Annotated in this window: 15 protein-coding genes and 1 pseudogene; 12 read left to right on the forward strand and 4 right to left on the reverse strand. The window is 72.8% G+C overall.

Annotated elements, in window-relative coordinates:
- Nucleotides 1-113 precede the first annotated feature (113 nt).
- From B446_RS02935 to B446_RS02955, 5 genes are all read left to right on the forward strand, one after another.
- Nucleotides 114-1,127, forward strand: coding sequence for a LacI family DNA-binding transcriptional regulator (locus B446_RS02935; RefSeq protein ID WP_020937914.1), 1,014 nt, complete (start codon nt 114-116; stop codon nt 1,125-1,127).
- Nucleotides 1,128-1,296: 169 nt separating this feature from the next.
- A complete protein-coding gene (locus B446_RS02940) occupies nt 1,297-2,394 on the forward strand; it encodes an ABC transporter substrate-binding protein (RefSeq protein ID WP_020937915.1) in 1,098 nt (365 codons plus the stop codon).
- 1 nt (nt 2,395) lies between these two features.
- Nucleotides 2,396-4,006 carry a sugar ABC transporter ATP-binding protein gene (locus B446_RS02945; protein WP_020937916.1) on the forward strand — a complete coding sequence of 537 codons (1,611 nt, stop codon included), beginning with the start codon at nt 2,396-2,398 and terminating at the stop codon, nt 4,004-4,006.
- Complete coding sequence (locus tag B446_RS02950; protein WP_043477409.1) at nt 3,999-4,961, forward strand: ABC transporter permease; 963 nt, start codon at nt 3,999-4,001, stop codon at nt 4,959-4,961. The genes B446_RS02945 and B446_RS02950 overlap by 8 nt, the downstream gene beginning before the upstream one ends.
- A gap of 23 nt (nt 4,962-4,984) precedes the next feature.
- The gene (locus tag B446_RS02955) at nt 4,985-6,010 is read left to right on the forward strand and encodes an ABC transporter permease (protein ID WP_043477412.1); all 1,026 of its coding nucleotides are present in this window, start codon (nt 4,985-4,987) and stop codon (nt 6,008-6,010) included.
- A 222-nt stretch (nt 6,011-6,232) separates the two neighbouring features.
- Here B446_RS02955 and B446_RS02960 read toward each other — a convergent pair whose 3' ends face one another.
- Nucleotides 6,233-7,255 carry a LacI family DNA-binding transcriptional regulator gene (locus B446_RS02960; RefSeq protein ID WP_020937919.1) on the reverse strand — a complete coding sequence of 341 codons (1,023 nt, stop codon included), beginning with the start codon at nt 7,253-7,255 and terminating at the stop codon, nt 6,233-6,235.
- Nucleotides 7,256-7,520: 265 nt separating this feature from the next.
- On the opposite strand from B446_RS02960, the gene B446_RS02965 reads away from it, so the two are divergent.
- The 4 genes and pseudogenes from B446_RS02965 (at nt 7,521) to B446_RS02980 (ending at nt 12,732) form a co-directional block, all read left to right on the forward strand.
- Entirely contained in the window at nt 7,521-9,347 is a 1,827-nt protein-coding gene (locus B446_RS02965) for a glycoside hydrolase family 2 protein (RefSeq protein WP_020937920.1), read from the forward strand.
- Nucleotides 9,348-9,506: 159 nt separating this feature from the next.
- Complete coding sequence (locus tag B446_RS02970) at nt 9,507-10,850, forward strand: extracellular solute-binding protein (protein WP_020937921.1); 1,344 nt, start codon at nt 9,507-9,509, stop codon at nt 10,848-10,850.
- 34 nt (nt 10,851-10,884) lie between these two features.
- Nucleotides 10,885-11,790, forward strand: coding sequence for a carbohydrate ABC transporter permease (locus B446_RS02975; RefSeq protein WP_020937922.1), 906 nt, complete (start codon nt 10,885-10,887; stop codon nt 11,788-11,790).
- 1 nt (nt 11,791) lies between these two features.
- Nucleotides 11,792-12,732 (forward strand): annotated as a pseudogene (locus B446_RS02980) (carbohydrate ABC transporter permease).
- Between the two features lie 78 nt (nt 12,733-12,810).
- Here the strand turns inward: B446_RS02980 and B446_RS02985 are convergent.
- Entirely contained in the window at nt 12,811-13,320 is a 510-nt protein-coding gene (locus B446_RS02985) for a GNAT family N-acetyltransferase (RefSeq protein ID WP_020937925.1), read from the reverse strand.
- Nucleotides 13,321-13,830: 510 nt separating this feature from the next.
- Here B446_RS02985 and B446_RS02990 point away from each other — a divergent pair.
- Complete coding sequence (locus B446_RS02990) at nt 13,831-17,697, forward strand: Pls/PosA family non-ribosomal peptide synthetase (protein WP_020937926.1); 3,867 nt, start codon at nt 13,831-13,833, stop codon at nt 17,695-17,697.
- A gap of 95 nt (nt 17,698-17,792) precedes the next feature.
- On the forward strand, nt 17,793-19,136 hold the full coding sequence (locus B446_RS02995; protein ID WP_020937927.1) for a M1 family metallopeptidase: 1,344 nt from the start codon (nt 17,793-17,795) through the stop codon (nt 19,134-19,136).
- A gap of 229 nt (nt 19,137-19,365) precedes the next feature.
- Here B446_RS02995 and B446_RS03000 read toward each other — a convergent pair whose 3' ends face one another.
- Together B446_RS03000 and B446_RS03005 are read right to left on the reverse strand one after the other, a co-directional pair.
- On the reverse strand, nt 19,366-19,995 hold the full coding sequence (locus B446_RS03000) for a lamin tail domain-containing protein (protein WP_237751121.1): 630 nt from the start codon (nt 19,993-19,995) through the stop codon (nt 19,366-19,368).
- A gap of 536 nt (nt 19,996-20,531) precedes the next feature.
- Nucleotides 20,532-23,369, reverse strand: coding sequence for a lectin (locus B446_RS03005; protein WP_020937929.1), 2,838 nt, complete (start codon nt 23,367-23,369; stop codon nt 20,532-20,534).
- Nucleotides 23,370-23,631: 262 nt separating this feature from the next.
- On the opposite strand from B446_RS03005, the gene uppS reads away from it, so the two are divergent.
- Nucleotides 23,632-24,426 (forward strand): polyprenyl diphosphate synthase, encoded by a 795-nt coding sequence (gene uppS, locus B446_RS03010; protein WP_193384425.1) that lies wholly within the window; start codon nt 23,632-23,634, stop codon nt 24,424-24,426.
- Nucleotides 24,427-24,428 lie beyond the last annotated feature (2 nt).

Consider the following 24,428-nt stretch of genomic DNA (forward strand, 5'->3'; position numbering starts at 1 on the left):
GTACAACGTTGGAAGCAACGGCAGTTGGCATGAGAGCACGGCTCCCGGCCGCTGTCCAGGGTCATGACATGGCTCCGGTACCCGGAGCTCCCATCGATGCCGAGGAGATCCCCTTGCGGGTCAGCCTGAAGGACGTGGCCGAACGGGCCGGCGTCTCGATCAAGACGGTGTCCAACGTCGTGAACAACTATCCGCACGTCACACCGGGTATGCGGGCCCGGGTGCAGGCGGCCATCGACGAGCTGGGCTACCGGCCGAACCTGACCGCCCGGCACCTGCGCAAGGGCCGGACCGGCATCATCGCGCTGGCCGTCCCCGAGTTGGGAAACCCGTACTTCGCCGAACTGGCGAGCGCGGTGATCGACGCGGCGGCGGAGCACGAGTTCACGGTGCTGCTGGACCACACCCGGGGCAGGCGCGAACAGGAGGTGCTGGTCAGCCAGGGGTTCCGGGCCCGGGTGATCGACGGGCTCATCCTGAGCCCGCTGGAGCTGGAGGCGGCCGACCTGCAGGGCCGGTCCGACGACGTGCCGCTGGTGCTGCTCGGCGAGCGGGAGTACGAGGCACCGCACGACCACATCGCCATCGACAACGTGGCCGCCGCGCGGGCCGCGGTACGCCATCTGCTCGGCCGCGGCCGTACCCGCATCGCCTACCTGGGGGCCCGCACCGACGCCGCCAACCAGCCCGCCCACCTGCGACTCGTCGGCTGGCGCGCGGAGTTGGCCGCCGCGGGAGTCCCGGCGCCGGACGACCTGGTGGTGCCGGTCGGCGGCTGGGACCGGGACGACGGCGCGCGGGCGATGGCCCAGTTGCTCGACTCCGGGGTGCGGCCCGACGCGGTGTTCGCGCTGAACGACCTGATCGCGATCGGTGCGATGCGGGTGCTGCACGAGCGGGGGCTGCGGGTGCCGTGGGACGTCGCCGTGGTCGGGTTCGACGACATCGCCGAGGGCCGCTTCGGCGCCGTCACGCTGACCACGATCTCGCCGGACAAGCAGGCCATCGCACGGATGGCGGTGGCCTCGCTGCTGCGCAGTCTGTCGGGCCGCGGTGAGCCCGGCGGACGTGAACTCACCGCGGAATTCGTGCTGGTGGAGCGCGAGAGCACGCTCGGGCGGCGGTGACCGTGGCGGGCGTCGGCCGGCCGGGATTCCGGACGGGAGGGGTTTACAGCACTCTTCCAACGATGTAAAAACCTCCCCTGAACGACGTGCACGCCGAGTTGACCGCAAGAGCCGTCCCACCCCGAGAGCGCTCCCATCGCCCCGGGGCCACGCCGTTTGGGGATCTCCCATGAAGACCGTCGCCACACCGCACCGCACCCTGGTGCGCACCCTCCTCGCCACCGGCCTCGTCACGAGCCTGGCGCTCATGACCGGATGCACGAAGTCCGAGGACGACTCCGGCAACGACAAGTCCGCCTCGCAGGGGAAGGACTCCGGCCAGGTCGTCGCCTCACCGAGCGGCGGGTCAGGACCGACCTGCGCCATCGGCACCTACGGCGGCAAGAAGCTGGACCTGAAGTCCGCCACCGTCGGGTTCTCCCAGTCCGAGAAGGAGGCCAACCCCTTCCGGATCGCGGAGACCGCCTCCATCAAGGCGGAGGCGCGGAAGCGGGGCGTCAAACTGCTCACCGCCAACGCCCAGTCGCAGTTCTCCAAGCAGATCAGCGACGTCCAGGACCTCATCGCCAAGGGCGCCGACCTGCTGGTCGTCGCGCCGCTGAACTCCGACGGCTGGGAACCGGTGCTGCGCACCGCGGCGGCCAGGCACATCCCGATCGTCACCGTCGACCGCAAGATCAACGCGGCGCCCTGCAAGGACTACGTGAGCTTCATCGGCTCCGACTTCGTCGAGCAGGGCAAGCGGGCCGCGGACCGGATGATCGCCGCCACCGGCGGCAAGGGCGAGATCGCCATCCTGCTCGGCGCGGCCGGCAACAACGTCACCACCGAGCGCACCAAGGGATTCGAGGACCGCGTCAAGGAGAAGGCACCCGGCCTGAAGATCGTCTTCCGGCAGACCGGTGACTTCGCCCGCGAGAAGGGCCAGTCGGTCACCGAGAACCTGATCCAGTCCAAGCCGGGGATCAAGGGCATCTACGCCGAGAACGACGAGATGGGCCTCGGTGCCGTCAACGCCCTCAAGGGCGCGGGCAAGAAACCCGGGGACGTGAAGATCGTGACGATCGACGGCACGCGCAACGCCGTGCAGGGCATCGTGGACGGCTGGATCGACGGCGTCATCGAGTCGAACCCGCGCTTCGGGCCGCTGGCCTTCCAGACCCTGGACACGTTCACCCGGGGCCAGGCGGTGTCGCAGGACATCGTCATCCAGGACAGCTCCTACACCAAGGACAACGCCAAGTCCGACCTGGACAAGGCCTTCTGAGATGCTCACGGTCACCGGACTGTGCAAGACCTTCCCCGGCGTGCGGGCGCTGTCCGACGTGGACTTCACCGCGCGCGCCGGGGAGGTGCACGCCCTGGTGGGCGAGAACGGCGCGGGCAAGTCGACGCTGATCAAGGTGCTGACCGGGGTGTACCGGCCGGACGCGGGCGAGATGACCCACGACGGCGCCCCCGTCCGCTTCGCCACCCCGCTCCAGGCCCAGCAGGCGGGCATCTCCACCATCTACCAGGAGGTCAACCTCGTCCCGCTGATGAGCGTGGCCCGCAACCTCTTCCTCGGCCGCGAGCCACGCGGCCGGCTCGGGCTCATCGACTTCCGCCGGATGCACCGGGAGGCCGGCGAGACCCTGCGGAGCCTCGGCATCCAGGTCGACGTCCGCCGCCCGCTGCGCGAACTGGGCGTGGGCGCCCAGCAGATGGTGGCGCTGGCGCGGGCCGTGGCGATCGACGCCCGGGTCGTGGTCATGGACGAACCCACCTCCTCGCTGGAGCCCCGTGAGGTGCGGACGCTCTTCGGGGTGATCCGCACACTGCGCGACCGGGGCATCGCGGTGATCTACGTCAGCCACCGCATGGACGAGCTGTACGAGATCTGCGACGCGGTCACGGTGCTGCGCGACGGCCGGGTCGTGCACACCGGACGGCTCGCCGACCTCGACCGGCTGCGGCTGGTGGCGCTGATGCTCGGCCGGGAGATCGGCGAGGTGCGCCGGGAGGGCCTGACGAAGTTCAGCGGCTCCCACGACGCGGCCGCCGAACCGGTCCTGGAAGCCGAGGAGCTGAGTGTCCGTCACCGACTGGACGGTGTGTCGCTCACCCTGCGGCCGGGTGAGGTGGTCGGTCTCGGCGGCCTGCTCGGGTCCGGGCGCAGCGAGACGGCCAAGGCCATCGCGGGAGCCCTGCCGCTCGACGGCGGCCGGGTGGTGATGGCCGGGCGGCCGGTACGCGGCGGCTCCACGGCGGCGGCGATCCGGGCCGGCATCAGCCTGCTGCCGGAGGACCGCAAGACCGAGGGGATCGTGCCCGGTCTGTCGGTGCGGGAGAACATCGCGCTCGCCGCGCTGCCCGGGCTGTCCCGCTTCGGTCTGGTCGACGACGCCCGGATCGACCGGATCGTGGACACCTTCGTCAAGCGGCTGCGGATCAAGGCCGCCGGACCGCACCAGAAGGTCGGGGAGCTGTCCGGCGGCAACCAGCAGAAGGTGCTGCTGGCCAGGTGGCTCGCCCTGCACCCGAAGGTGCTGCTGCTGGACGAGCCGACGCGCGGCATCGACGTGGGCGCCAAGGCCGAGGTGCAGGCGCTGGTGGACGAACTGGCCGAGGACGGGCTCGCCGTCCTGCTGATCTCCTCCGACACCGAGGAACTGATCGAGGGCAGCGACCGCGTGGTGGTCCTCAAGGACGGCGCGATGGTTCGGGAGTTGACCGGTGACGCCGTCACCGAGGACGAGTTGCTGCGGGCGATCGCCGCCGTGCCCGCCGGACCGCCCGAGCCCGGTGACGCCGACCGGCGGCCCGGTGACGCGGACCGGCCGCCCGGTGGGGACCAGGTGCCCGCGGCGCACGAACCGCCCGGAGGGCACGATGACTGAACTCTCGCTGGCCCGCGGCACGGTGGACCGCGACCGGGTGCTGCGCCTGCTGCAGGGGTACGGCGTCTACGCGGGCGTCGTGGTCCTGCTGCTGTTCAACCTCGCCTTCACCCCGCACTTCGCCTCCGCCGAGAACTTCCGCACGCAGGCCGTCCAGGTCGCGCCCGTGCTCATCGTGGCCCTCGGCATGGCCCTCGCCATTGGCACCGAGGGCGTCGACCTGTCGGTCGGCTCGGTGATGGCGCTGTCCACCTCGCTGCTGTCCCTGTATCTCGGGTACGGCCCCTGGATCGCCGTCCTGAGCGCGGTCGTCGGCGGGATCGTGGTGGGCCTCGCCAACGGGGCGCTGATCGCGTTCGTCGGCGTGCAGCCGATCGTCGCCACGCTCGCCCTGATGGTGGCCGCCCGGGGCCTCGCGCTGGTGCTGCTGCCCCAGTTGAAGGACGTCCACGACCCCGGCATGGCGGCCCTGGGCTCCGGTGCCGTGCTCGGCATCCCGTACCTGGTGCTCATCGCGGTCGCGCTCGCCCTGCTGGTGGCGTTCGCCGTACGGCGCTCCACGTTCGGCCGGCAGCTGCTGGCCATCGGCGACAGCCGTCCGGCGGCGCGCCTGGCCGGGCTGCCCGTGCGCCGGGTGCTGATCCTGGTGTACGTCTGCTCCGGCGTGCTCGCCGCGATCGCGGGCGTCCTGGCGACCGCCCGGCTGACGGCGAGCGACCCCACCTCCCTGGGCACGCTCATGGAGCTGTCGGCCATCACGGCGGTGGTCGTCGGCGGCACCCCGCTCAGCGGCGGACGGGTCCGGATCGGCGGGACGGTCGCGGGCGCCGTACTGATCCAACTGCTCACCACCACGCTCATCAAGCACGACCTGCCCCCGTCGTGGACGCAGATCGCGCAGGCCGTGGTGATCGTCGGTGCCGTCTACGCGGCACGCGAACGGGGGAAGCGATGACCACGGACACCGGGGAGGCCGTCATGCCGGCCGAATCCACCGCCGCCGCCCGGCCCTCGGCCGCCGTCACCGACGGGGAGCCACCGGGTGCCGGCCGCCAGGAGCGGCTCAGCGCGCTCGCCCAGCAGCACGGCGCGCTGGTCACGCTCGTCATCGCCATGGTCGCGGCGTCGCTGAGCTTCGACACCTTCCTGACCGGCGACAACCTGGAGAACATGGCGCTGTCGTCGGCGTTCCTCGCCGTCGTCGCCCTCGGGATGACGTTCGTGATCGTCACCGGCGGCATCGACCTCTCGGTCGGCTCGCTGTTCGCCCTGGGCGGGGTGCTCGCGGCCTGGGGGTCGCAGTACGGCACGGCCGTGGCGCTGCTGCTGCCGCTCGTGGTGTGCGGCCTGGTCGGTCTGGTCAACGGGCTGCTGATCGCCCGCTCGGGTCTCGCCCCGTTCATCGTCACACTGGCCGCCATGCTCGGGGCGCGCGGTGTCCTGCTCACGCTCACCGACGAGGGGTCGCGGACGTACCTGGTGGACAAGGGGTCGTTCTTCGCGAAGCTCGGCCAGGGCTCGCTGTTCGACATCGGCGTGCCGGTGTGGATCACGCTGGCGCTGTTCGTACTGGGCGCGGTGGTGCTGCGGCGCACCCGGTTCGGGCAGTACGTGTACGCGGTGGGCGGCAACGAGGACGCGGCGGCGCTGATGGGCGCGCCCGTGGCCCGCACCAAGATCGCCGTGTACACCCTGTCCGGGCTGTGCGCGGGGCTCGCCGGAGCGCTGAACGCGGCGTGGCTGCTGTCCGGTGTGACGATCCTCGGCTCCGGCATGGAGCTCGAGGCGATCTCGGCGGTGGTCATCGGCGGCAGCCTGCTCACCGGCGGCTTCGGCTTCATCAGCGGAACGCTGGTCGGGGTGGCGCTGCTGAAGGTGATCCAGAACGTCATCAACCAGATCGGCTCGCTGGACTCGGCCTACCAGCAGGTGGTCAGCGGCGCGTTCCTGGCGGCCGTGGTCGTGGCCCAGACCTGGCTGGGGCGCAGGCAGCGGGTGCTCTGAGCGGACCGGGAGCGGGAGCGGCGACGCCCCGGCGCTCCCCCACGGACACCACCCGCACCGAACGTGCCGCAAGGGGAAGGCCGTCCGGTGCGGGTGGGCTGTGTCCGGGTGACGGCGGCCTCTGCGCGCCTGTCCGGGCACCTGGCGACAGCGCGTGGCCGGGCGCCCCTCTGCGCCCCCCGCCGGCTGCCCCGTGCGTACCCCGCCCGGCTCCTGTGCGCCTCACCCCCCGGTGCTCTCCCGCACGATCACGTGGTGCCCCGCGACGTGGTCCTGGCACGGTACGGACTCCGTGTCGTCGATGCGGTCCAGGAGCAGGGTCACGGCGGTGCGGGCGATCTCCCGCTTGTCGGGGGCGACCGTGGTGAGGGTCGGGACGCTGAAGCGGGAGGCCTCGATGTCGTCGAAGCCGACGACGTCGAGGTCCTTCGGCACCGAACGGCCCGCCTCGTGCAGGGCGCGCAACGCGCCCAGGGCCAAGTGGTCGTTGAGGCAGAGCAGGGCGTCCGGGGGCGCGGGCCGGTTCATCACCGCGGTGGCCGCCCGGGCGCCGTCCCGCCAGTGGAACGCCTCGACCGGCACCACGAGGTCCTCGTCGAAGGGCAGCCCGGCGGCGGCGAGCGCCTGGCGGTAGCCGTCGGTGCGCAGCCGGTCGGTGCCCTGGCGGCCGCGGACCGCGCCGCCGACGACCGCGATACGGCGGCGGCCCCGGGCGATCAGGTGCTCGGTGGCCTCGCGGGCGGCGCCCACATTGTCGATGCCGACGTGGTCCGTGGTGCCGGCGGCGGGGCGCTCGCCGAGCAGGACGACGGGCAGCCGGCGGTCGCGGGTGGCGAGGTCGCGCGGCAGCAGGGCCAGCGGGCTGAGGATGACGCCGTCGCAGAACTGCGTGTCGAAGCCGTGCAGCGCGGCGAGTTCGCTCTCCCGCACTCCCCCGGTCTGGTGGATCAGGACGGTGCGGCCGCGCCGGTCCGCCTCGGCCATCACATGCTTGGCCAGCTCGGCGAAGTAGGCCACGTCGAGTTCCGGGACGGCCAGCGTGATCATTCCGGTGCGGCCCTGCCGGAGCTGCCGGCCCGCGATGTTGACCCGGTACCCCAGGGCGTCGATGGCCTCCTGGACGGCGGCCCGGGTCCGTTCCGAGACGTGCTCGAAGTTGTTGATCACGTTGGACACGGTCTTGGGCGAGACGCCCGCGTACTCCGCCACGTCCTTCATGCTCGGTCTGGCCGCCACGCTGATCATCCTCCCGCCTGCCGTGATCATACCGATCGGCACGAACCTGCTTCGAGTGGTCACGCGCGGACTTTTCGCGCGCCCCCACACGGACCCTCGGCGATCGTCAAGCACGGACTTCCGGCCAGTGCGCGGCACCGGCCCCGCCCGCCGAACCCGTCCCGGCAGCCGAGTCGGACCGTCTTGCGTCCGCACTATTTACATCGATGTAATCGTCATGATGCCATGTCCTCGCACCGTTCAGCAGCCCGGCACACCGGACGCAAGGAGCGCCATGCCCGTCCCGAACCGCACGGACCCGCCCCGACCCGAGTACCCCAGGCCGCAGTTCGTCCGTGAGGCATGGCTGAATCTCAACGGCGAATGGCAGTTCGAGATCGACCGGTCCGACACCGGCCTGGAGCGCGGTCTGCGGGACCGCGAGCTGGCCGACCGGATCGTCGTCCCGTTCTGCCCCGAGTCGGAGCTGTCGGGCGTCGGCGAGACCGACTTCCTCGAGGCGGTCTGGTACCGGCGCACGGTCACGGTCCCCGACTCCTGGACCGACGCGCGGGTGCTGCTGCACTTCGGCGCGGTCGACCACGACACCACGGTGTGGGTGGACGGCGTCGAGGTCGCCCGGCACCGGGGCGGCTTCACCCCCTTCTCCGCCGACCTCGGTGAACTGGCCGCCCCGGGCCGCGAACTGACCCTCGTGGTGCGCGCCCGCGACAGCCGCCACGGCGTCCAGGCGCGCGGCAAGCAGGCCACCTGGTACGCCAACTCGCACTGCCACTACACCCGGACGACCGGGATCTGGCAGACCGTGTGGCTGGAGCCGGTGCCCCGCCCGGTCGCCCTCGGCCGGCCGAGGATCACGCCGGACCTGGCGTCCGGCTCCTTCCACCTGGAGCTGCCGCTCACGGCCAACGCCCCGGGCCACCGGGTCCGGGCCGTTCTGAGCGACGCCGCGGGACCGGTGGTGAGCGCCGAGTCCCGCGCCGACCTCGGCCTCGCGCCCCGGCTGGTGCTGACCGTGCCCGAGGACCGGCGCCGGCCGTGGTCGCCCGCCGACCCGCACCTGTACGACCTGCTCCTCGAAGTGCTGGACGCCGGCGGCACGGTGGTGGACCACGTCCGGTCCTACGCCGGTCTGCGCTCGGTCGCCATCCACGGCAAGCGGCTGCTGCTCAACGGCGAGCCGGTCTTCCAGCGCCTGGTCCTGGACCAGGGTTACTACCCCGACGGGCTGATGACCGCCCCCAGCGACGCCGCCCTGGTGCGTGACATCGAACTCGGCCTGGCGGCGGGCTTCAACGGCGCCCGTCTCCACCAGAAGGTGTTCGAGGAGCGCTACCTGTACCACGCCGACCGCCTGGGCTACCTGGTGTGGGGCGAGTTCGGCGACTGGGGATGCGAGACGGGTGTGCGCGACGACAACCAGCGCCCCGACGCCTCCTACGTGGCCCAGTGGATGGAGGCCCTGGAGCGGGACCACTCCCACCCCTCGATCGTCGGCTGGTGCCCGCTGAACGAGACGTACCAGCACCTGCACGACCGGATCACCCGACTCGACGACGTCACACGGGCGATGTTCCTGGCCACCAAGCAGGCGGACCCCTCCCGTCCCGTCATCGACGCCTCCGGCTACGCGCACCGGGTGGCCGGGACGGACGTCTACGACTCGCACTGCTACGAGCAGGACCCCGCCGTCTTCGCCAAGACCATGGCGGGTCTCGCCGAGGACCGGCCGTACGTCAACACCGGTCCCGACGGCCGCCCGTGGTCCCTGCCCTACGGCGGACAGCCCTACTTCTGCAGCGAGTTCGGCGGCGTGTGGTGGGACGCCGAGGCCGTGTCGGGCGGCGCGGGCAACGACACGGAGTCCTCCTGGGGCTACGGCGAACGCCCGCGCACCGCCGAAGAGTTCGTCGCCCGCTTCACCGGCCTGACCGCGGTGCTCCTCGACGACCCGGACATGTTCGGCTACTGCTACACGCAGCTCACCGACGTCTTCCAGGAGCGCAACGGCGTCTACCGCTTCGACCGCGGCGAGAAGGTCGACACCGCCTTGCTGCGCGCCGCGCAGAGCCGCCCGGCGGCGTACGAGGGCACCGCGTAACGCAGGCGGCCTCCGCGCCCGGCCGCCGTGCCGGATCGCATGGGGGACGACGACGCACCGCTCTGGCGATTTACATCGATGGAAGTCAGTGATCCGTGGGAGTGGGCCCTCGGGGGCGCATCCGCGCTCCCGAGGGGCCGCCCGGAGAGAAGGAGCTGTATGACCGGCACACCCGTACCCGTCGGTCCGCCCGTGCCCTCGCGGCGCCGGGTGCTGACGGCCGCGCTCGCCGCGGGCGCCGCCGTCCTGGGCGCCGGCGCGCTCAGCGGCTGCGGTTCCGCCCAGGCGGCGGACTCCTCGACGGTCCGGCTGTGGGACCTGTTCAGCGGGGCCGACGGAGGACTGCTCAACGACATGGTGCGCGCCGCGCGTCCCGACATGCCGGGGACCGGCATCGAACGCACCGTGCTGGAGTGGGGCACCCCCTACTACACCAAGCTCGCCATGGCCTCGGCCGGCGGGCGCGGCCCCGACGTGGCGGTCTCCCACATGTCCCGGCTGGCCGGCTACGCCCCCACCGGGCTGCTCGACCCGTGGGACCTGGACCTCCTCGCGGAGTACGGCGTCACCGAGGACGCCTTCGCCAAGGCCGTGTGGTCCCGGACGCAGTTCCAGGGCCACACCTACGCCGTCCCGCTGGACACCCACCCCTTCATCGTCTTCTACCACCCGGGACCGGCCCGTGCGGCGGGCCTGCTCACCCGGGACGGCGCCCTGGACACGGAGGCGTTCTCCTCGCCCGACCGGTTCCTCGCGGCGGGCCGCGAGCTGGCCCGGGCTTCGGGGAAACAGGGCATCGCCTTCGGGTACGTCACCGACACCGCCCAGGGCTGGCGGCTGTTCTACGGGCTCTACCGGCAGACCGGCGGGGCGTTCGAACTGCCGCCCGGCGGCCCCGCGGAGGTCGACGTCGACCGGATGGCCGAGGTGATCGCCTTCATGGCGAAGATCGTCGACGGCCGCGTCAATCCCCGGCGGCTGGACTACGCCTCGGCGATCGCCGCGTTCACCAACCGGCAGACGGCGATGATCCTGTCGGGCGAGTGGGAGCTCGGCACCTTCCGCGCCGCGGACGAGAACGTGGGCGCCGCCCCCTTCCCCACGGTCTTCGGCACCCCGGCCGTCTACGCCGACTCCCACTCCTTCGTGCTGCCCCACCACCCGCACCCGGACCGCGCCCGGCGCCGCCGTACGCACCAGGCGGTGGCGGCGCTGCTGAAGGCCGGTCAGATCTGGGCGACGGCCGGGCACATCCCGGCGTACGGCCCGGTCACCCGCACCCGGGCGTACGCGGCACTGCGGCCGCAGTCGCACTACGCGCGCGCCCAGGACCACGTCGTGCTCGACCCGGCCGTGTGGTTCGCCGGCGCCGGCTCGGACTTCCAGAACGCCATGTCCCAGGTCCTCCAGCAGGCCCTGCTCGACGGTCTCGCCCCCGACCGCGCGGCGCGCGCGATGGTGCGGCGCCTGAACACCTTCCTCTCCAAGCCCAGCCCGGCCTGACCCGGCCGCGATCCATCGCGCAGGAGGCACGACGATGTCCTCTCCCCACGCCTCGCCCCGCCCCGGGGCCCCGTCGGTGCGCCGGCTGCTGCCCCCGGGCCTGCTGTTCGCGCTGCCGTTCCTCGTCCTGTTCGCCCTCTTCATGCTGTGGCCGCTGGTCCAGGGCCTGTGGATGAGCCTCACCGACGCCTCGCTGTCGGCCCACGCCCCGTCCTTCGTCGGCCTGGACAACTTCGCCGAGGCGCTCGGGGACGCCGAGATGTGGCGCTCCCTCGGCCACACGGTCTGGTTCACCCTCCTGTCGACCGTCCCGCTCGTCGCGGTGGCCCTCGGCATGGCCCTGCTGGTGCACACCGGCCTGCCCGGCCAATGGGTGTGGCGGCTCGCGTTCTTCGCGCCCTACCTGCTGCCGGTCGGCGTGGTGAGCCTGCTGTGGATCTGGCTCTACCAGCCGGATCTCGGCCTGCTCAACCACCTGCTGGACCTGGTGGGGATCGGCCCGGTGTCCTGGCTGAGCGACGAGTCCGTGACGATGTGGGCGATCGTGCTGACCACGCTGTGGTGGACGGTCGGCTTCAACTTCCTGCTGTTCCTGGCTGCGTTGCAGGCGGTCCCCGACCACCTGTACGAGGCCGCGGCCATCGACGGCGCGGGCGCCTGGCGCCGGCTGTGGTCGATCACCCTGCCCCAGCTGCGCCGTATCACGGCCGTCGTCACCGTGTTGCAGGTGCTGGCCTCACTCAAGGTGTTCGACCAGGTCTACCTGCTGACCAAGGGCGGCCCGAACAACTCCACGCGTCCGGTCGTCGAGTACCTGTACGACGTCGGCTTCACCGGATACCGGCTCGGCTACGCCTCGGCGATCAGCTACGTCTTCTTCGCCCTCGTCCTGCTCGCCTCCGCGGCCCAGTACGCCGCCCTCCGCCGCCGGGAGAAATGAGATGACCTCCACCGAACTGCCCGTCCGCCCCGCCGCTCCCGCCCGCGCGGCGCGCCCGCCGAGAGCGCCACGCTCCACACGCCCCGACACCGGGCGGCGCACCGGCCTCACGCTCGGCGAGAGCCGGCTCGCCCGGGCCCTGGCGCTCGCCGCGCTCGCCGTGCTGGCCCTGGTGTGGCTGCTGCCGATGGCGTGGGCCCTGCTCACCGCGTTCAAGTCCGAGCAGGACGCGAGCGACCCGGGACACTGGTTCCTGCCCCGGCACGGCTTCACGCTGCACGGGTTCTCGACGGTGTGGGAGCGCGGCGACCTTCCGCTGTGGATGCTGAACAGCTTCCTCGTCTCCGCGGCGGTCACCGTCATCACGGTGCTGGTCTCCGCCATGGCCGGGTACGCCTTCTCCCGCACGGTCTTCGCCGGGCGCCGCCGGCTGTTCGCGCTGACCGTGGCGGCCGTGCTGGTGCCGCCGCAACTGCTCGTGGTGCCGTGGTTCCGGCAGATGCTCACGCTGCACCTGGTCGACACCTACGCGGCGGTGATCCTGCCCCAGACGGTGGCACCGGTGATGGTGTTCATCCTGAAGAAGCACTTCGACTCGCTGCCGCGCGAGCTGGAGGAGGCCGCGCGTATCGACGGGCGGGTCACTGGCGCATCTTCTGGTCCGTGCTGCTGCCGCTCTCGCGGCCGATGCTGGCGGCCGTGTCGGTCTTCGTGTTCATAGGGGCCTGGAACAACTTCCTGTGGCCGTTCGTGTCGACGTCGGACCCCGCACTGATGACCCTGCCGGTCGGCATCACCTCGGTGAAGGACGCGTACGGCGTCCAGTACGCGCAGACCATGGCGTCCGCCGTCCTCGCGGCGCTCCCCCTCGTGGTGGTCTTCCTGTTCTTCCAGCGGCAGATCGTCAAGTCGGTCGCCACGACGGGACTCGGCGGTCAGTGAGCCGCCGGCCCGGTGGCGCCGAAGACCTCCGTCTCCGGCGCCACCGGGCCGGACGCCGACCGGTCAGATACCGAACGGTCAGATACCGAACGGCGCGGCGTACCGGACGGTTCCGGCCGGCAGCGGGTGGGCCGGGTCGAGGGCCAGGGCCATCAGGGCCTCGTCAGGGACGTCGACGGTCAGCCGGATCCCGTGGGCCGAGGCACGGGTGAAGCCGAAGCGCGGGTAGTACCCGGGGTGTCCGAGCACCACGACATGGTGCTCGCCGCGCGCCCCGGCCGCCCGGAGCGCGGCCCGGACGGCTGCGGAGCCGGCGCCGGTGCGCTGATGGCCGGGCAGTACGGCAACAGGGCCCAGGCACAGGGCCGGGACCTCGCCGATGTGGGCCCGGGTCAGCAGGGCGTGTCCGACCGGGGTGCCGTGGGCGTCGGTGGCGAGCAGGGACAGGCCGTCGAGCCAGGCCGGGTCGTCGCGCAGCGCGTCGACGAGATCGGCCTCCGCCGGGCGGCCGAAGGCGGCGCGCACGAGCTCGTGGACGGCGTGGCGGTCGGCGCCGGTCTCGGCGCGGGTGATCCAGGTGGTGTTCATCGCGGACGCGTATCCGTTTCGGATCGGTGTTCGTGTGGACGAGCCCCGCGAGCTCACGCTCTCGGCGAGGGCGGAGAAGGGGCGGAGAACGGGTCAGGCCACGGCCCGGGACGTGAGGGAGACCCAAGCGGCACGGACGGTGGCCTCGCGCGCGGTCATCAACCTCACCTCCCCTCGTTCCCGTTCTCTGCTCCGACGTTCTGACACCGACCGCGGCCAGCCTACAGCTCCCCGCGACCCCGCACATCTCCGAACGGGCCGCGAAACACCCTGGCTTGAGCGCATGTGTGGGGGATGTCTCGCCCCGCGCGCGTTCCGGCAGGCCGGCGCGGTCCGGACGGTGACCCGGCGGTCCCCGAACGGCCGTACCGAGTGGTCCGGGCCGGGGGCCGCGGCTAGCGTCGTACTAATATTCCCGGCTTGTCACGAAGCCGGAGCCGGACGACCCCAGGCAGACCTGCGGGCCCGCCGGCGCCCCGGGGACTTCCGGGAACGAGACGCGAGGACCGGATGGCAGCCATACACGAGGGCAGCGCTCTCGGCCTGCTCGACGAGGAGTTCCGCGAGCGGTTCGGCGACACGGCACGTTTCACCGCGGGTCCCGCCGCCCCGCCGCGCACGCTGATCGACGTCCTCGACGCCTCCGTGCGTTCGTACCCGGACGAGCCGGCCCTGGACGACGGCGGTACGCGCCTCACCTACCGGGAGCTCGCGGCCGAGGTGGAAGAGCTGCGCCGCCGCCTCGCCGCGGCCGGGGTCGGACTCGGCGACCGGGTCGGGGTGCGGGTCCCGTCGGGGACCAACGACCTGTACGTCGCCGTGCTGGCCGTGCTCGCGGCCGGTGCCGCCTACGTGCCCGTCGACGCCGAGGACCCGGACGAGCGGGCCGAGCTGGTGTTCGGCGAGGCGGGGGTGCGGGCGGTCGTCCGGGCCGGTCACCGGATCGACGTGACGGGCTCCCCCGGCGGCCCCGCGGGGCGGCCCGCTCCCGGGAACGACGCCTGGATCATCTTCACCTCCGGCTCCACCGGACGGCCCAAGGGCGTCGCGGTCACCCACCGCAGCGCCGCCGCCTTCGTCGACGCCGAGGCGGCCCTCTTCCTCAGGGACGAGCCGATCGGGCCCGGGGACCGGGTGATGGCCGGGCTCTCCGTCGCCTTCGACGCGTCCTGCGAGGAGATGTGGCTGGCCTGGCGGTACGGGGCGTGCCTGGTGCCCGTGCCCCGGTCGCAGGTCAGGAGCGGCGCCGACCTCGGTCCCTGGCTGGTCGAGCAGGAGATCACGGTGGTGTCGACGGTGCCGACGCTGGCCGCGCTGTGGGAGCCCGAGACCCTCGACGACGTACGCCTGCTGATCTTCGGCGGGGAGGCCTGCCCGCCCGAACTGGCCCAGCGGCTGGTGACGGAGGGGCGCGAGGTGTGGAACACCTACGGGCCCACCGAGACGACCGTCGTGGCCTGTGCCGCGCTGATGACCGGCGACGGACCCGTGCGCATCGGACTGCCGCTCGACGGCTGGGAGCTCGCCGTCGTGGACGAGACCGGCGAGCCGGTGGCCCTGGGCGGCAGCGGACAGCTAGTGATCGGCGGGGTCGGGCTCGCCCGGTACCTCGACGCGGACAAGGACGCGGAGAAGTACGCGCCGCTCGACTCCCTCGGCTGGCCGCGCGCCTACCGCAGCGGCGACCTGGTCCGGGCCGAGCCGGAGGGCCTGGTGTTCCTCGGACGGGCCGACGAGCAGATCAAGCTCGGCGGGCGGCGGATCGAACTGGGCGAGGTGGACGCCGCGTTGTGCGCGCTGCCGGGGGTCGCGGGCGCGGCCGCCGCGGTGCGCACCGCCCGTGGTGGCAACCAGCTCCTCGTCGGGTACGTGGTCACGCAGGACGGCTGGGACCGGACGGCGGCGGTGGCGAGGCTGCGCGCCGAACTGCCCGCCGCCCTCGTGCCGTTGCTCGCTCCGGTCGGTGAACTACCCACCCGCACCTCGGGAAAGGTCGACCGGGCCGCACTGCCGTGGCCGCTGGAGGGGCTGGCGGACGACGGTCCGGGCGAACAGCTCTACGGCACCGAGGCGTGGCTGGCCGAGCAGTGGACCGAGGTCCTCGGCGTCCCGGTGCGGGACGCCGGTGACGACTTCTTCGCGATCGGCGGCAGCAGCCTCGCCGCCGCCCGGCTGACCACCCGGCTGCGCACCCGTTACCCGAGCGCGGCCGTCCTCGACGTCTACCAGCGGCCGGTGCTGCGCAAGCTGGCCCGGCACCTGCAGGCGTCGGCGCAGGACGACGGCGGAGCCCGGACGGTCGTGCCCGTCCCGATGCGCGCCCGGGTCGTCCAGACCCTGCTCCTGGTACCGCTGTTCACCCTGCTCGGACTGCGCTGGACCGTCGCCCTGGCCGCGCTGGGCGTTCTGCTGCCGGGCTACTCCGTGCTGCCCACCGCCCCCTGGTGGCTGGTCGCCGCGGGCGCGGCGGCGCTGTTCAGCCCGCCCGGGCGGATCGCGACGGCGGCGGGCGGTGCGCGGCTGCTGCTGCGGGGGGTCGCGCCCGGACGGTACCCGCGTGGCGGGAGCGTCCATCTGCGCCTGTGGACCGCGGAGCGGCTCGCCGAGTTCAGTGGCGCGACCTCGCTGACCGGGGCGTGGCTGGAGCGCTACGCGCGGGCGCTGGGCGCCCGGGTGGCCGCCGACGTGGACCTGCACTCGCTGCCGCCGGTGACCGGCATGCTGAGGCTGGGGCGCGGGGCCGCCGTGGAGTCGGAGGTCGACCTCTCGGGTCACTGGCTGGACGGCGACCGGCTGGAGATCGGTCCGGTCCGGGTGGGCGCCCACGCGGTGGTGGGGACGCGCAGCATGCTCTTCCCGGGTGCCCGCGTGGGCAAGCGGGCCGAGGTGGCGCCGGGGTCGGCGGTCACCGGCCGGGTCCCGACCGGACAGCGCTGGGCCGGGGCGCCCGCGGCCAAGCTGGGCAAGGCCAAGCACAACTGGCCCAAGGAGCGTCCGCCGCGGGGCAGGCGCTGGCGGGTCCTGTACGGCGTGAGCGGTCTCGCGCTGAGCGCCCTGCCGCTGCTCGCGGGTGTGCCCGCCCTGCTGGTCGTGGGGCTGTTCGTGGCGCCCGGCGACGGGCTCCCCGAGGCGCTGGGCCACGCGGCGCTCGCGCTGGTGCCGGCCACCCTCGCCTTCGGACTGGCGTACGCGCTGCTGATCCTCCTCGCCGTACGGCTGCTCTCCATGGGCCTGCGCGCGGGCACCCATCCGACGCACGGCCGGACCGGCTGGCAGGCGTGGACCGTCACCCAGCTGATGGACCGTTCCCGGGAGACGCTGTTCCCGCTGTACGCCGGTCTGGTGACACCGGTGTGGCTGCGGCTGCTGGGCATGCGCGTGGGGCGGGGCGCCGAGGTGTCCACCGTCCTCGCCCTGCCCAGCCTGACCACGGTCGGGGACGGCGCGTTCCTGGCGGACGACACGCTGACCGCGCCGTACGAACTCGGCGGTGGCTGGATGCGGATCGGGCGCGCCGAGATCGGGCGGCGGGCCTTCCTCGGCAACTCCGGCATGACCGCACCGGGCCGGAGCGTGCCGGACGGCGGTCTGGTCGGGGTGCTGTCCGCGACGCCGAAGAAGGCGAAGAAGGGCACCTCGTATCTGGGGCTGCCGCCGGTGAAGCTGCCGCGCAGCGCGAGCGACGGGGACCACAGCCGTACCTACGCTCCGGCCGCCCGGCTGTGCTGGGCGCGCGGGCTGGTGGAGGCGTGCCGGATCGTGCCGGTGCTGTGCTCGGCCGCGCTGGCCGGCCTGACGGTGGCCGCGCTGTGCGCGCTGGGGGTGTGGGCGCCGCTGCTGTCGGGCCCTGTGCTGCTCACGGCGGGTGGGGTGGCGGCGGCGGTGTCGGTCGCCGCCAAGTGGCTGCTGGTGGGACGGCACCGCGCGGGCGAGCACCCGCTGTGGAGTGCGTTCGTGTGGCGCAACGAGCTGGCGGACACCTTCGTCGAGGTGCTGGCGGTGCCGTGGCTGGCCGGTGTGGTGCCGGGCACGCCGGTGCTGACGGCTTGGCTGCGGGGCCTGGGCGCGCGGATCGGCCGGGGAGTGTGGGTGGAGAGCTACTGGCTGCCGGAGACGGATCTGGTGACCCTGGCGGACGCGTCGACCGTGAACCGGGGCTGTGTGCTCCAGACGCACCTCTTCCACGACCGGATCTTGCGGACGGATACTGTGGTCCTCCGTGAGGGCGCCACGCTCGGCCCTGGCGGGATCGTACTGCCCGGCAGCACGATCGGGGCCCGTACGACGCTGGGTCCCGCGTCGCTCGTCATGGCCGCGGAGTCCGTCCCGGACGACACCCGCTGGCTCGGCAACCCGATCGAGGCATGGCGTCCCTGAAAGCGGGCCGTCCGGCACCGGCGGGCGGCGCACCGGTGGCACGCAGGACCGGCACAGCGCAGGGAGCAGACGCGGCAGTGGCAGTTGAGCAGTCCATGCAGTCCACCCGGTCCATGGGACCGGACCCGTACTTCCCGGCCAACGGCGATCCCCGGTACCGGGTGCACCGCTACGAGCTCACGCTGGACTACCGGCCGGGCCCGAACCGGCTGTCCGGCACGGCCCGGATCAACGCCATCGCGGGCCGGACGCAGTTGACCGAGTTCCAGCTCAACCTGGCCGACTTCAGGATCGGCCGGGTCCGCGTGGACGGCAAGCAGCCGCACTACACGCACCGGGGCGGCCGGCTGCGGATCCGCCCGGCGAAGCCGCCGCGGCCCGGGGCCGCCTTCACGATCGAGGTGCACTGGTCGGGCAACCCCCGCCCGGTGGCCAGTCCGTGGGGCGGGCTCGGCTGGGAGGAGACGGAGGACGGGGCGCTCGTGGCCAGCCAGCCGGTCGGGGCGCCGTCCTGGTACCCGTGCAACGACCGGCCGGCCGACAAGGCGTCGTACCTGCTGTCGGTCACCACGCCGTCCGCGTACGCGGTGGTCGCGGGCGGACGGCTGCTGACCCGTACGACGAAGGCCTCGACGACCACCTGGGTCTACGAGCAGGCGGCGCCCACCTCCAGCTATCTGGTGGGTCTCGCGATCGGCACGTACCAGACCGTGCTGCTGGGCGACCCGGGGCCGGGCGGTGTGCCGCAGCACGGGCACATCCCGGCGCACCTGCTGCCGCGGTTCTCCCGGGACTTCGCCCGGCAGCCCGCGATGATGGAGCTGTTCCAGGAGCTGTTCGGGCCCTACCCGTTCGACGAGTACGCCGTGGTGGTCACGGAGGACGAGCTCGACGTCCCGGTGGAGGCACAGGGGTTGTCGCTGTTCGGCGCCAACCACGTGGACGGCGTGCGGGGTTCGGAGCGGCTGGTGGCGCACGAGCTGGCGCACCAGTGGTTCGGCAACAGCGTGTCGCTCGCCGACTGGCGGCACATCTGGCTGAACGAGGGCCTCGCCAAGTACGCGGAGTGGCTGTGGTCGGAGCGTTCGGGCGGTCGCGACGCCGGGCGGCTGGCCGCCGCCGCGCACCGGTCGCTGGCCGCGCTGCCGCAGGACCTCAGGCTGTCCGACCCGGGCCGCAAGCTGATGTTCGACGACCGGCTCTACCAGCGGGGCGGACTCGCGGTGCACGCGGTGCGGATCGCCCTGGGCGACCCGGCGTTCTTCCGCATGCTGCGCGGCTGGGCCGAGCAGCACCGGGGGGCGGCCGTGACGACGGCGACGTTCACCTCGCACGTGGCGCGGTACGCGCAGGAGCCGCTGGACGGCCTGTTCACGGCCTGGCTGCACGAGACACCCCTTCCGCCGCTGCCGACGGCCGGTACACGGCCGGCCGTTTAGGGCCTGTTGCGCAAGTGGCCTCGTCGCCCGAAGGGCGGCCGGGCGTCGCCCCGCAGAAGGCCACTTTCGCAACAGGCCCTGGCGGCCACACCGCACGCAACGCGACGGCCCGGGGCAGGTGCGGCGCGGGGCGGGTGCGGCGGGTGCGGCGCGCCGCACCCCCGGAAGCGGCGCGCCGCGGTCGCGGCCGGCGGGGTGCCGTGGCCGGGCCGCCGGCACCCCCGACAGGTCAGTGGCGGTGGTCGCCGCGGCGGTCGTGGTCCTGACCGTGGCCGTCGTCCTGCCGGCCGCGCGGGTCGTCGTCCCGGCCGGGGAAGTGGCGCTCGTCCTGGCGGCCGCGGGCGTCGCCGCGGAAGTCGCTGTCGTCGTCGCCGAAGTGACGGTGGTCGCGCCGGTCGCCGCCCCAGGAGGTGGCGTCCACGAGGCGGCCGCGCTCGTCGCGCAGGCTGGCGGTGTCGGCGTCGCGGTCCCACACGGAGCGTCGGCGGTCCTGGTAGACGTCGGCTCCGCCGTCACGGCCGTAGCCGGTGTGGACGCGGACGCTCGACCGGCCCTCCAGCCGGTAGAAGCGGAAGGTGTAGGTGTTGCCGTCCCCGTCGGACAGCGTCCAGCCCCGCAGGTTCACGTCGCGACGGCCGTTGTTGGTGATCTCCACCCATTCCCGGTTGAGGGAGTGGTTGGACCGCTCGAAGCGGCTCGGGCCGTACTGGACGTCGCCGATGACCACCTGGCTGCGGTCCCAGTGCGGGCCGGGACGGTCCGCCGCTGCGGCGGGCAGCGCGACCGCGCCCACGGCGAGGGCGGCCACGGCGGCCGCCGCGGTCAGGCGGAGCGGGGTCACACGAACGGAAGCGGACACGAGGTCCCCCTTGCGGATACGGGCACCCCGGGGACCACGGCGACGTGCCGCGGGCCGGAGTGCGGTGGTGGTGAGCGGCCCGGCGGCCGCACACGCACACCTTCCACCCGGAACACGAGCAAACGGGGCATACACGTCGCGTGTTACACGTTGCGCATATTTCGGTGACACTCGCCTGCACGCTCCATCCATCCGCCGAAACGTTCACTCGGCGCCCCGTCACGCCGCGCGGCGCACGGTCACGGGCGGCCCGCCACCCGAAAGTGAGCAACAGCGGACGGCCTTCCCCCCGGGCCACCGGGGCCGCCGGCCTCGCACCCGCCCCGGGACGCCGCCTCCGGTCGGGTGTGGTGGCGGAATGCTCGATTGCTCCGCCGGCTCCAGGAAGCCAGGGCCGTACAGGGGTGCCGGAGTGCCCGGCGCAGGCCGGCCGACAGGGTGCCGGCGCCTCGGCGGGCGCTCCACGTGCTCGTGGCCCCGCCGGCGGGGCGGGGCCACGAGAGCCCAGGCGTGACGGGTGCCTGGGGTGTGGAGCGTCAGGCGGGCGGCAGCGTCCACTTCTGCGCGGACGTCCCGTTGCAGGTGTAGATCTGGAGCCGGGTGCCCTGCGTCGTGGACGAGTCGGGATCGTCCAGGCACTTGCCGGAGTTGGGGTTCTTCAGGGAGCCGTCGGAACCCGCCGTCCACTTCTGGGCGCCGGTGCCGTTGCAGGTGTAGAGCTGGACGAGGGTGCCGTCGGCCGTGCCGCTGCTGGACACGTCGAGACACTTGCCGAGGGTGCGCAGCGTGCCGTCGGCGGCGACCGTCCAGTCCTGGGCGTAGGTGCCGTTGCAGCCCCACAGCCTGATCGCGGTGTGGTCGGCGGTGCCGGAGCCGGCGTCGTCGACGCACAGGGCGGAGCTCACCCCCGCCGTGACGGGACCCACCCGGGGTTTGGCCGGGGCGGACGTGTCGCCGGGGTAGGAGGGCGGGGCGGCGGAGGCGGCCGAGGCCCAGCCGGTGTTCGCGCTCGTGCCCAGCGTGAAGCTCAGCGTGCCGCCGGAGGTGATCGCGGTCGTGGGCGCGTAGGCGTTGTTCCACGCGGACCCGTCGAAGGTCGCGGACTGGACGTAGGGCGCGTTGTCCGCGGCTCCGACGCCGTCGACCGTCAGCGTCCTGCCGGACGGCAGCGTGATCACGGCCTGGGAGAACAGCGGTGAGCCGAGCGCGAGGTCCGAGGTGCCCGGCGCCATGGGGTACATGCCGAGCGCCGACCACACGTACCAGGCGCTCATCTCGCCCAGGTCGTCGTTGCCGTCGGCGAGTCCGGCCGGGGTGTTCGACCAGATCTGGTCCTGGACCGAGCGCACGGTCGCCTGGGTCTTGTACGGCTCGCCGATGTAGTCGTACTCCCAGGGCAGTTCGACGCTCGGCTCGTTGCCGACCCAGGCGTAGCCGTTGGCTCCGGTGTAGCTGCGCAGCACGGTGTCGAGGTAGTCGTTCATCGCCTTGTTCCCGCCCTTGGCGGTGGCGAGCCCGGCCACGTCGAACGGCACCATGCCCGTGTAGATCCAGGAGTCCGCCTCCACCATGTCCGTGCCCGAGGTGGGGTCGAACCCGCCGGTCCAGGAGCCGTCGGCGTTGCGCGGCTGGACGAAGCCGGAGGCCGGGTTGAGCACGTTGCGCCAGTCCTGCGCGCGGTGGGCGTAGGTCTGCCGGCTGCGGGTGTCGCCGAGGGCGCCGGCGAAGGCGGAGAGGGCGAAGTCCGCGGTGTCGTACTCCAGGGTCGTGGCGACGGGGCCGTAGAAGTTGCAGCAGCCGTAGCTGCCGTCGTGCGGCTCGTAACCCGGGCTGTCCAGGTAGGTGAGCCCCGGCCGGTCGTTGTTGGCGGTGCTCGCCTGTTTCAGCAGTCCGGCGAGAGCCGTGGAGGTGTCGAAGTTCCGTGCGCCGAAGGCGTAGTAGTCGGCGAGGATGACCGCCGCCGGGTCGCCGACCATGACGTAGGACTCGCCGTTGTACTCGGACCACTTGGGGAAGATGCCGGTCTGGACGTAGTCGTCGGTCATCGACTGTGCGGTGTCGGACGCGACCTGGGGGCTGACCAGCGCCTCGAGCTGGGCCTGGGAGCGGTAGATGTCCCACCCCGAGTAGTTCGCGTAGGCGGCGCTGTGTCCGGCGGCGACCGTGTGCGTCTTCCCGTCGAAGCCGTAGTACCGGCCGTTGGTGTCGCTGATGACGTTCGGGTGCAGCAGCGAGTGGTAGAGCGCCGTGTAGAAGACGGTCTGCTGGTCCGCCGTGCCGCCGGCGATCCGCACCCTGCCGAGCGTGTTGTCCCAGGCCGTGTGGGCCGCGGTGCGGACGTCGGTGAAGTTCCATCCGGGGTTCTCGGCGGTGCGGTTGGCCACCGCGTCGGCCGCGGAGACGTAGGAGATGCCGACCTTGGCCTGCACGACCGGGTTGCTGCGGGTGTCGAAGGTGACGTGCGCGTTCGACGCGGCGGCCTGCGGGGCGGCGGCCGCCCCGCGCGCCGCCGGACGCGAGGCGCGCTTGGGTGGCGCGCCGTGCAGCCGGGGCTTGTTGGGCTTGTCGGCGTCGTGCCTGCCGGCCCGGTCGGTCGTCGGTGGGCGCAGGGGCGTCGCGCCCGCGAGCGTGCTCCCGCTGGCGGCGAAGGGCCGGTCGAAGACCATGTCGAAGTAGACGGTGTAGGTGTTCCCGGCCCCGCAGAACCGCCCGCTGGTGACCTGGCCGCTCACTTCGGTGTCGGAGACGACCTCGAACTGTGTGGCGGAGGCGCCGTTCTGACTGCGCGACAGCTTGAAGAGCAGGTTGGCCTGGGACGTCGAGGGGAAGGTGAAGCGGGCCATGCCGCTGCGGGTGGTCGCGGTGAGCTCGGTGGTCACCTTGTTGTCCAGGGCGACCTTGTAGGACCCGGCCGTCGCGGACTCACCGGCGTGCGAGAAGGAGGCCGTGGCCGCGTTGTCGACGGCACCCACCGTGGGCAGCACGGGTATGTCACCGGCCGCGCCGCAGCCGGGCCCCGCGAGGTGGGTGAGGCTGAACCCCGTGATCGAGGAGTCCTTGTACTCGTAGCCGCCGCCGGGCGGCCGGGACGAGGTGTCGGGGCTCCACTGCACCATGCCGAAGGGCACGTCCGCGCCCGGGAAGTCGTTCGCGTCGTTGGAGGTGCCGATGAAGGGGTTGACCAAGTCGGCCGGTGACGTGACGAGTCGGGGCGCCCTCGGGGGTGCCGCGGCCCAGGCTGCGGGGGCGGGCAGGGCGTAGGCACCCAGCAGGAGAGCGCCGACGGCGCTCCCCAGGGCCATGCGGACGTGGCGCGTGCGGGACCAACGTCTGCGCGCACCGGGCGGGTGCTCGGCGGTCGAGATCGGGAACATGGCGGTCTGGCCTCCTGAGTTTCGGTCACGGGGGGTTGACAACGTTGTCTCAGGATTTACGTTCTCCATGAGGGCGTTGGGATCCGCACCAGGTTGGAGTACTGCCGCAACGTAGTCTCACGCCATGTACATGTCAACGTCGTGGACGCGCCGGATCGGACGCGCGTACCAAAGGTGAAACCGCGCCGCCGGCCCGGCGTGCGCGACGACGGGCTGGCACCCTGCGAGTGGGGAGTCGTCTCGCGTGGGGGTGGGTGAGGGCATGACGTGGACGTCGGCCGTCGACGGTCCGGCCGCCTCGGGTACGGGTTCCGTGCCCGGACGGAGCCCAGGTTCCGGGAAGCGTCCGACGCCCCGGCACGTGGCGTGCGTGATGGACGGGAACGGCCGGTGGGCGGCGGCCCGTTCGCTGCCGCGCACCGAGGGCCACCGTGCCGCGGAGCGCACGGTCATCGACGTGATCGAGGCGGCGCGGTCGGCCGGCGTGGAGTGGCTGAGTCTCTACGCGTTCTCGACGGAGAACTGGCGCAGGCCCGACGGAGAGGTCGACTATCTGATGCGGCTGGTGCGCCGGGTGGTGCGCAAGCACGCCCCGCTGCTGCACGCGCGGGGCATCCGCTGCCGCTTCCTCGGTGTGTCGGACCCGCGGATCCCTCCGGCCCTGACCCGGGACTTCACCGATCTGTCGACCCTGACCGGCAGGAACCGGGGCATGACGCTGACCGTCGCGTTCGACCACGGCGGCCGCGGGGACATCGTCGCCGCGGCGCGGTCGCTGATCCGCAGCGGAGTACCGGCCGACGCCGTGACCGAGCGGAGCTTCGCCGCCCACCTGCCCTTCCCCGACACACCGGACGTCGACCTGGTCATCCGCACCTCGGGCGAACAGCGCATCTCCAACTTCATGCTCTGGCAGGTCGCCTACGCCGAGTGGGTCTTCCCGCCCGTGCTGTGGCCCGACTTCCGCGCGCCGCACTTCCTCGAGTGCCTGCACACGTACCGGCAACGCCAGCGCCGCTTCGGCGGCGTGCTCCCGAAGCAGAACGGAGATTCGTGACC

Origin of the sequence: Streptomyces collinus Tu 365 (assembly GCF_000444875.1) — a bacterium.
Classification (GTDB): domain Bacteria; phylum Actinomycetota; class Actinomycetes; order Streptomycetales; family Streptomycetaceae; genus Streptomyces; species Streptomyces collinus_A.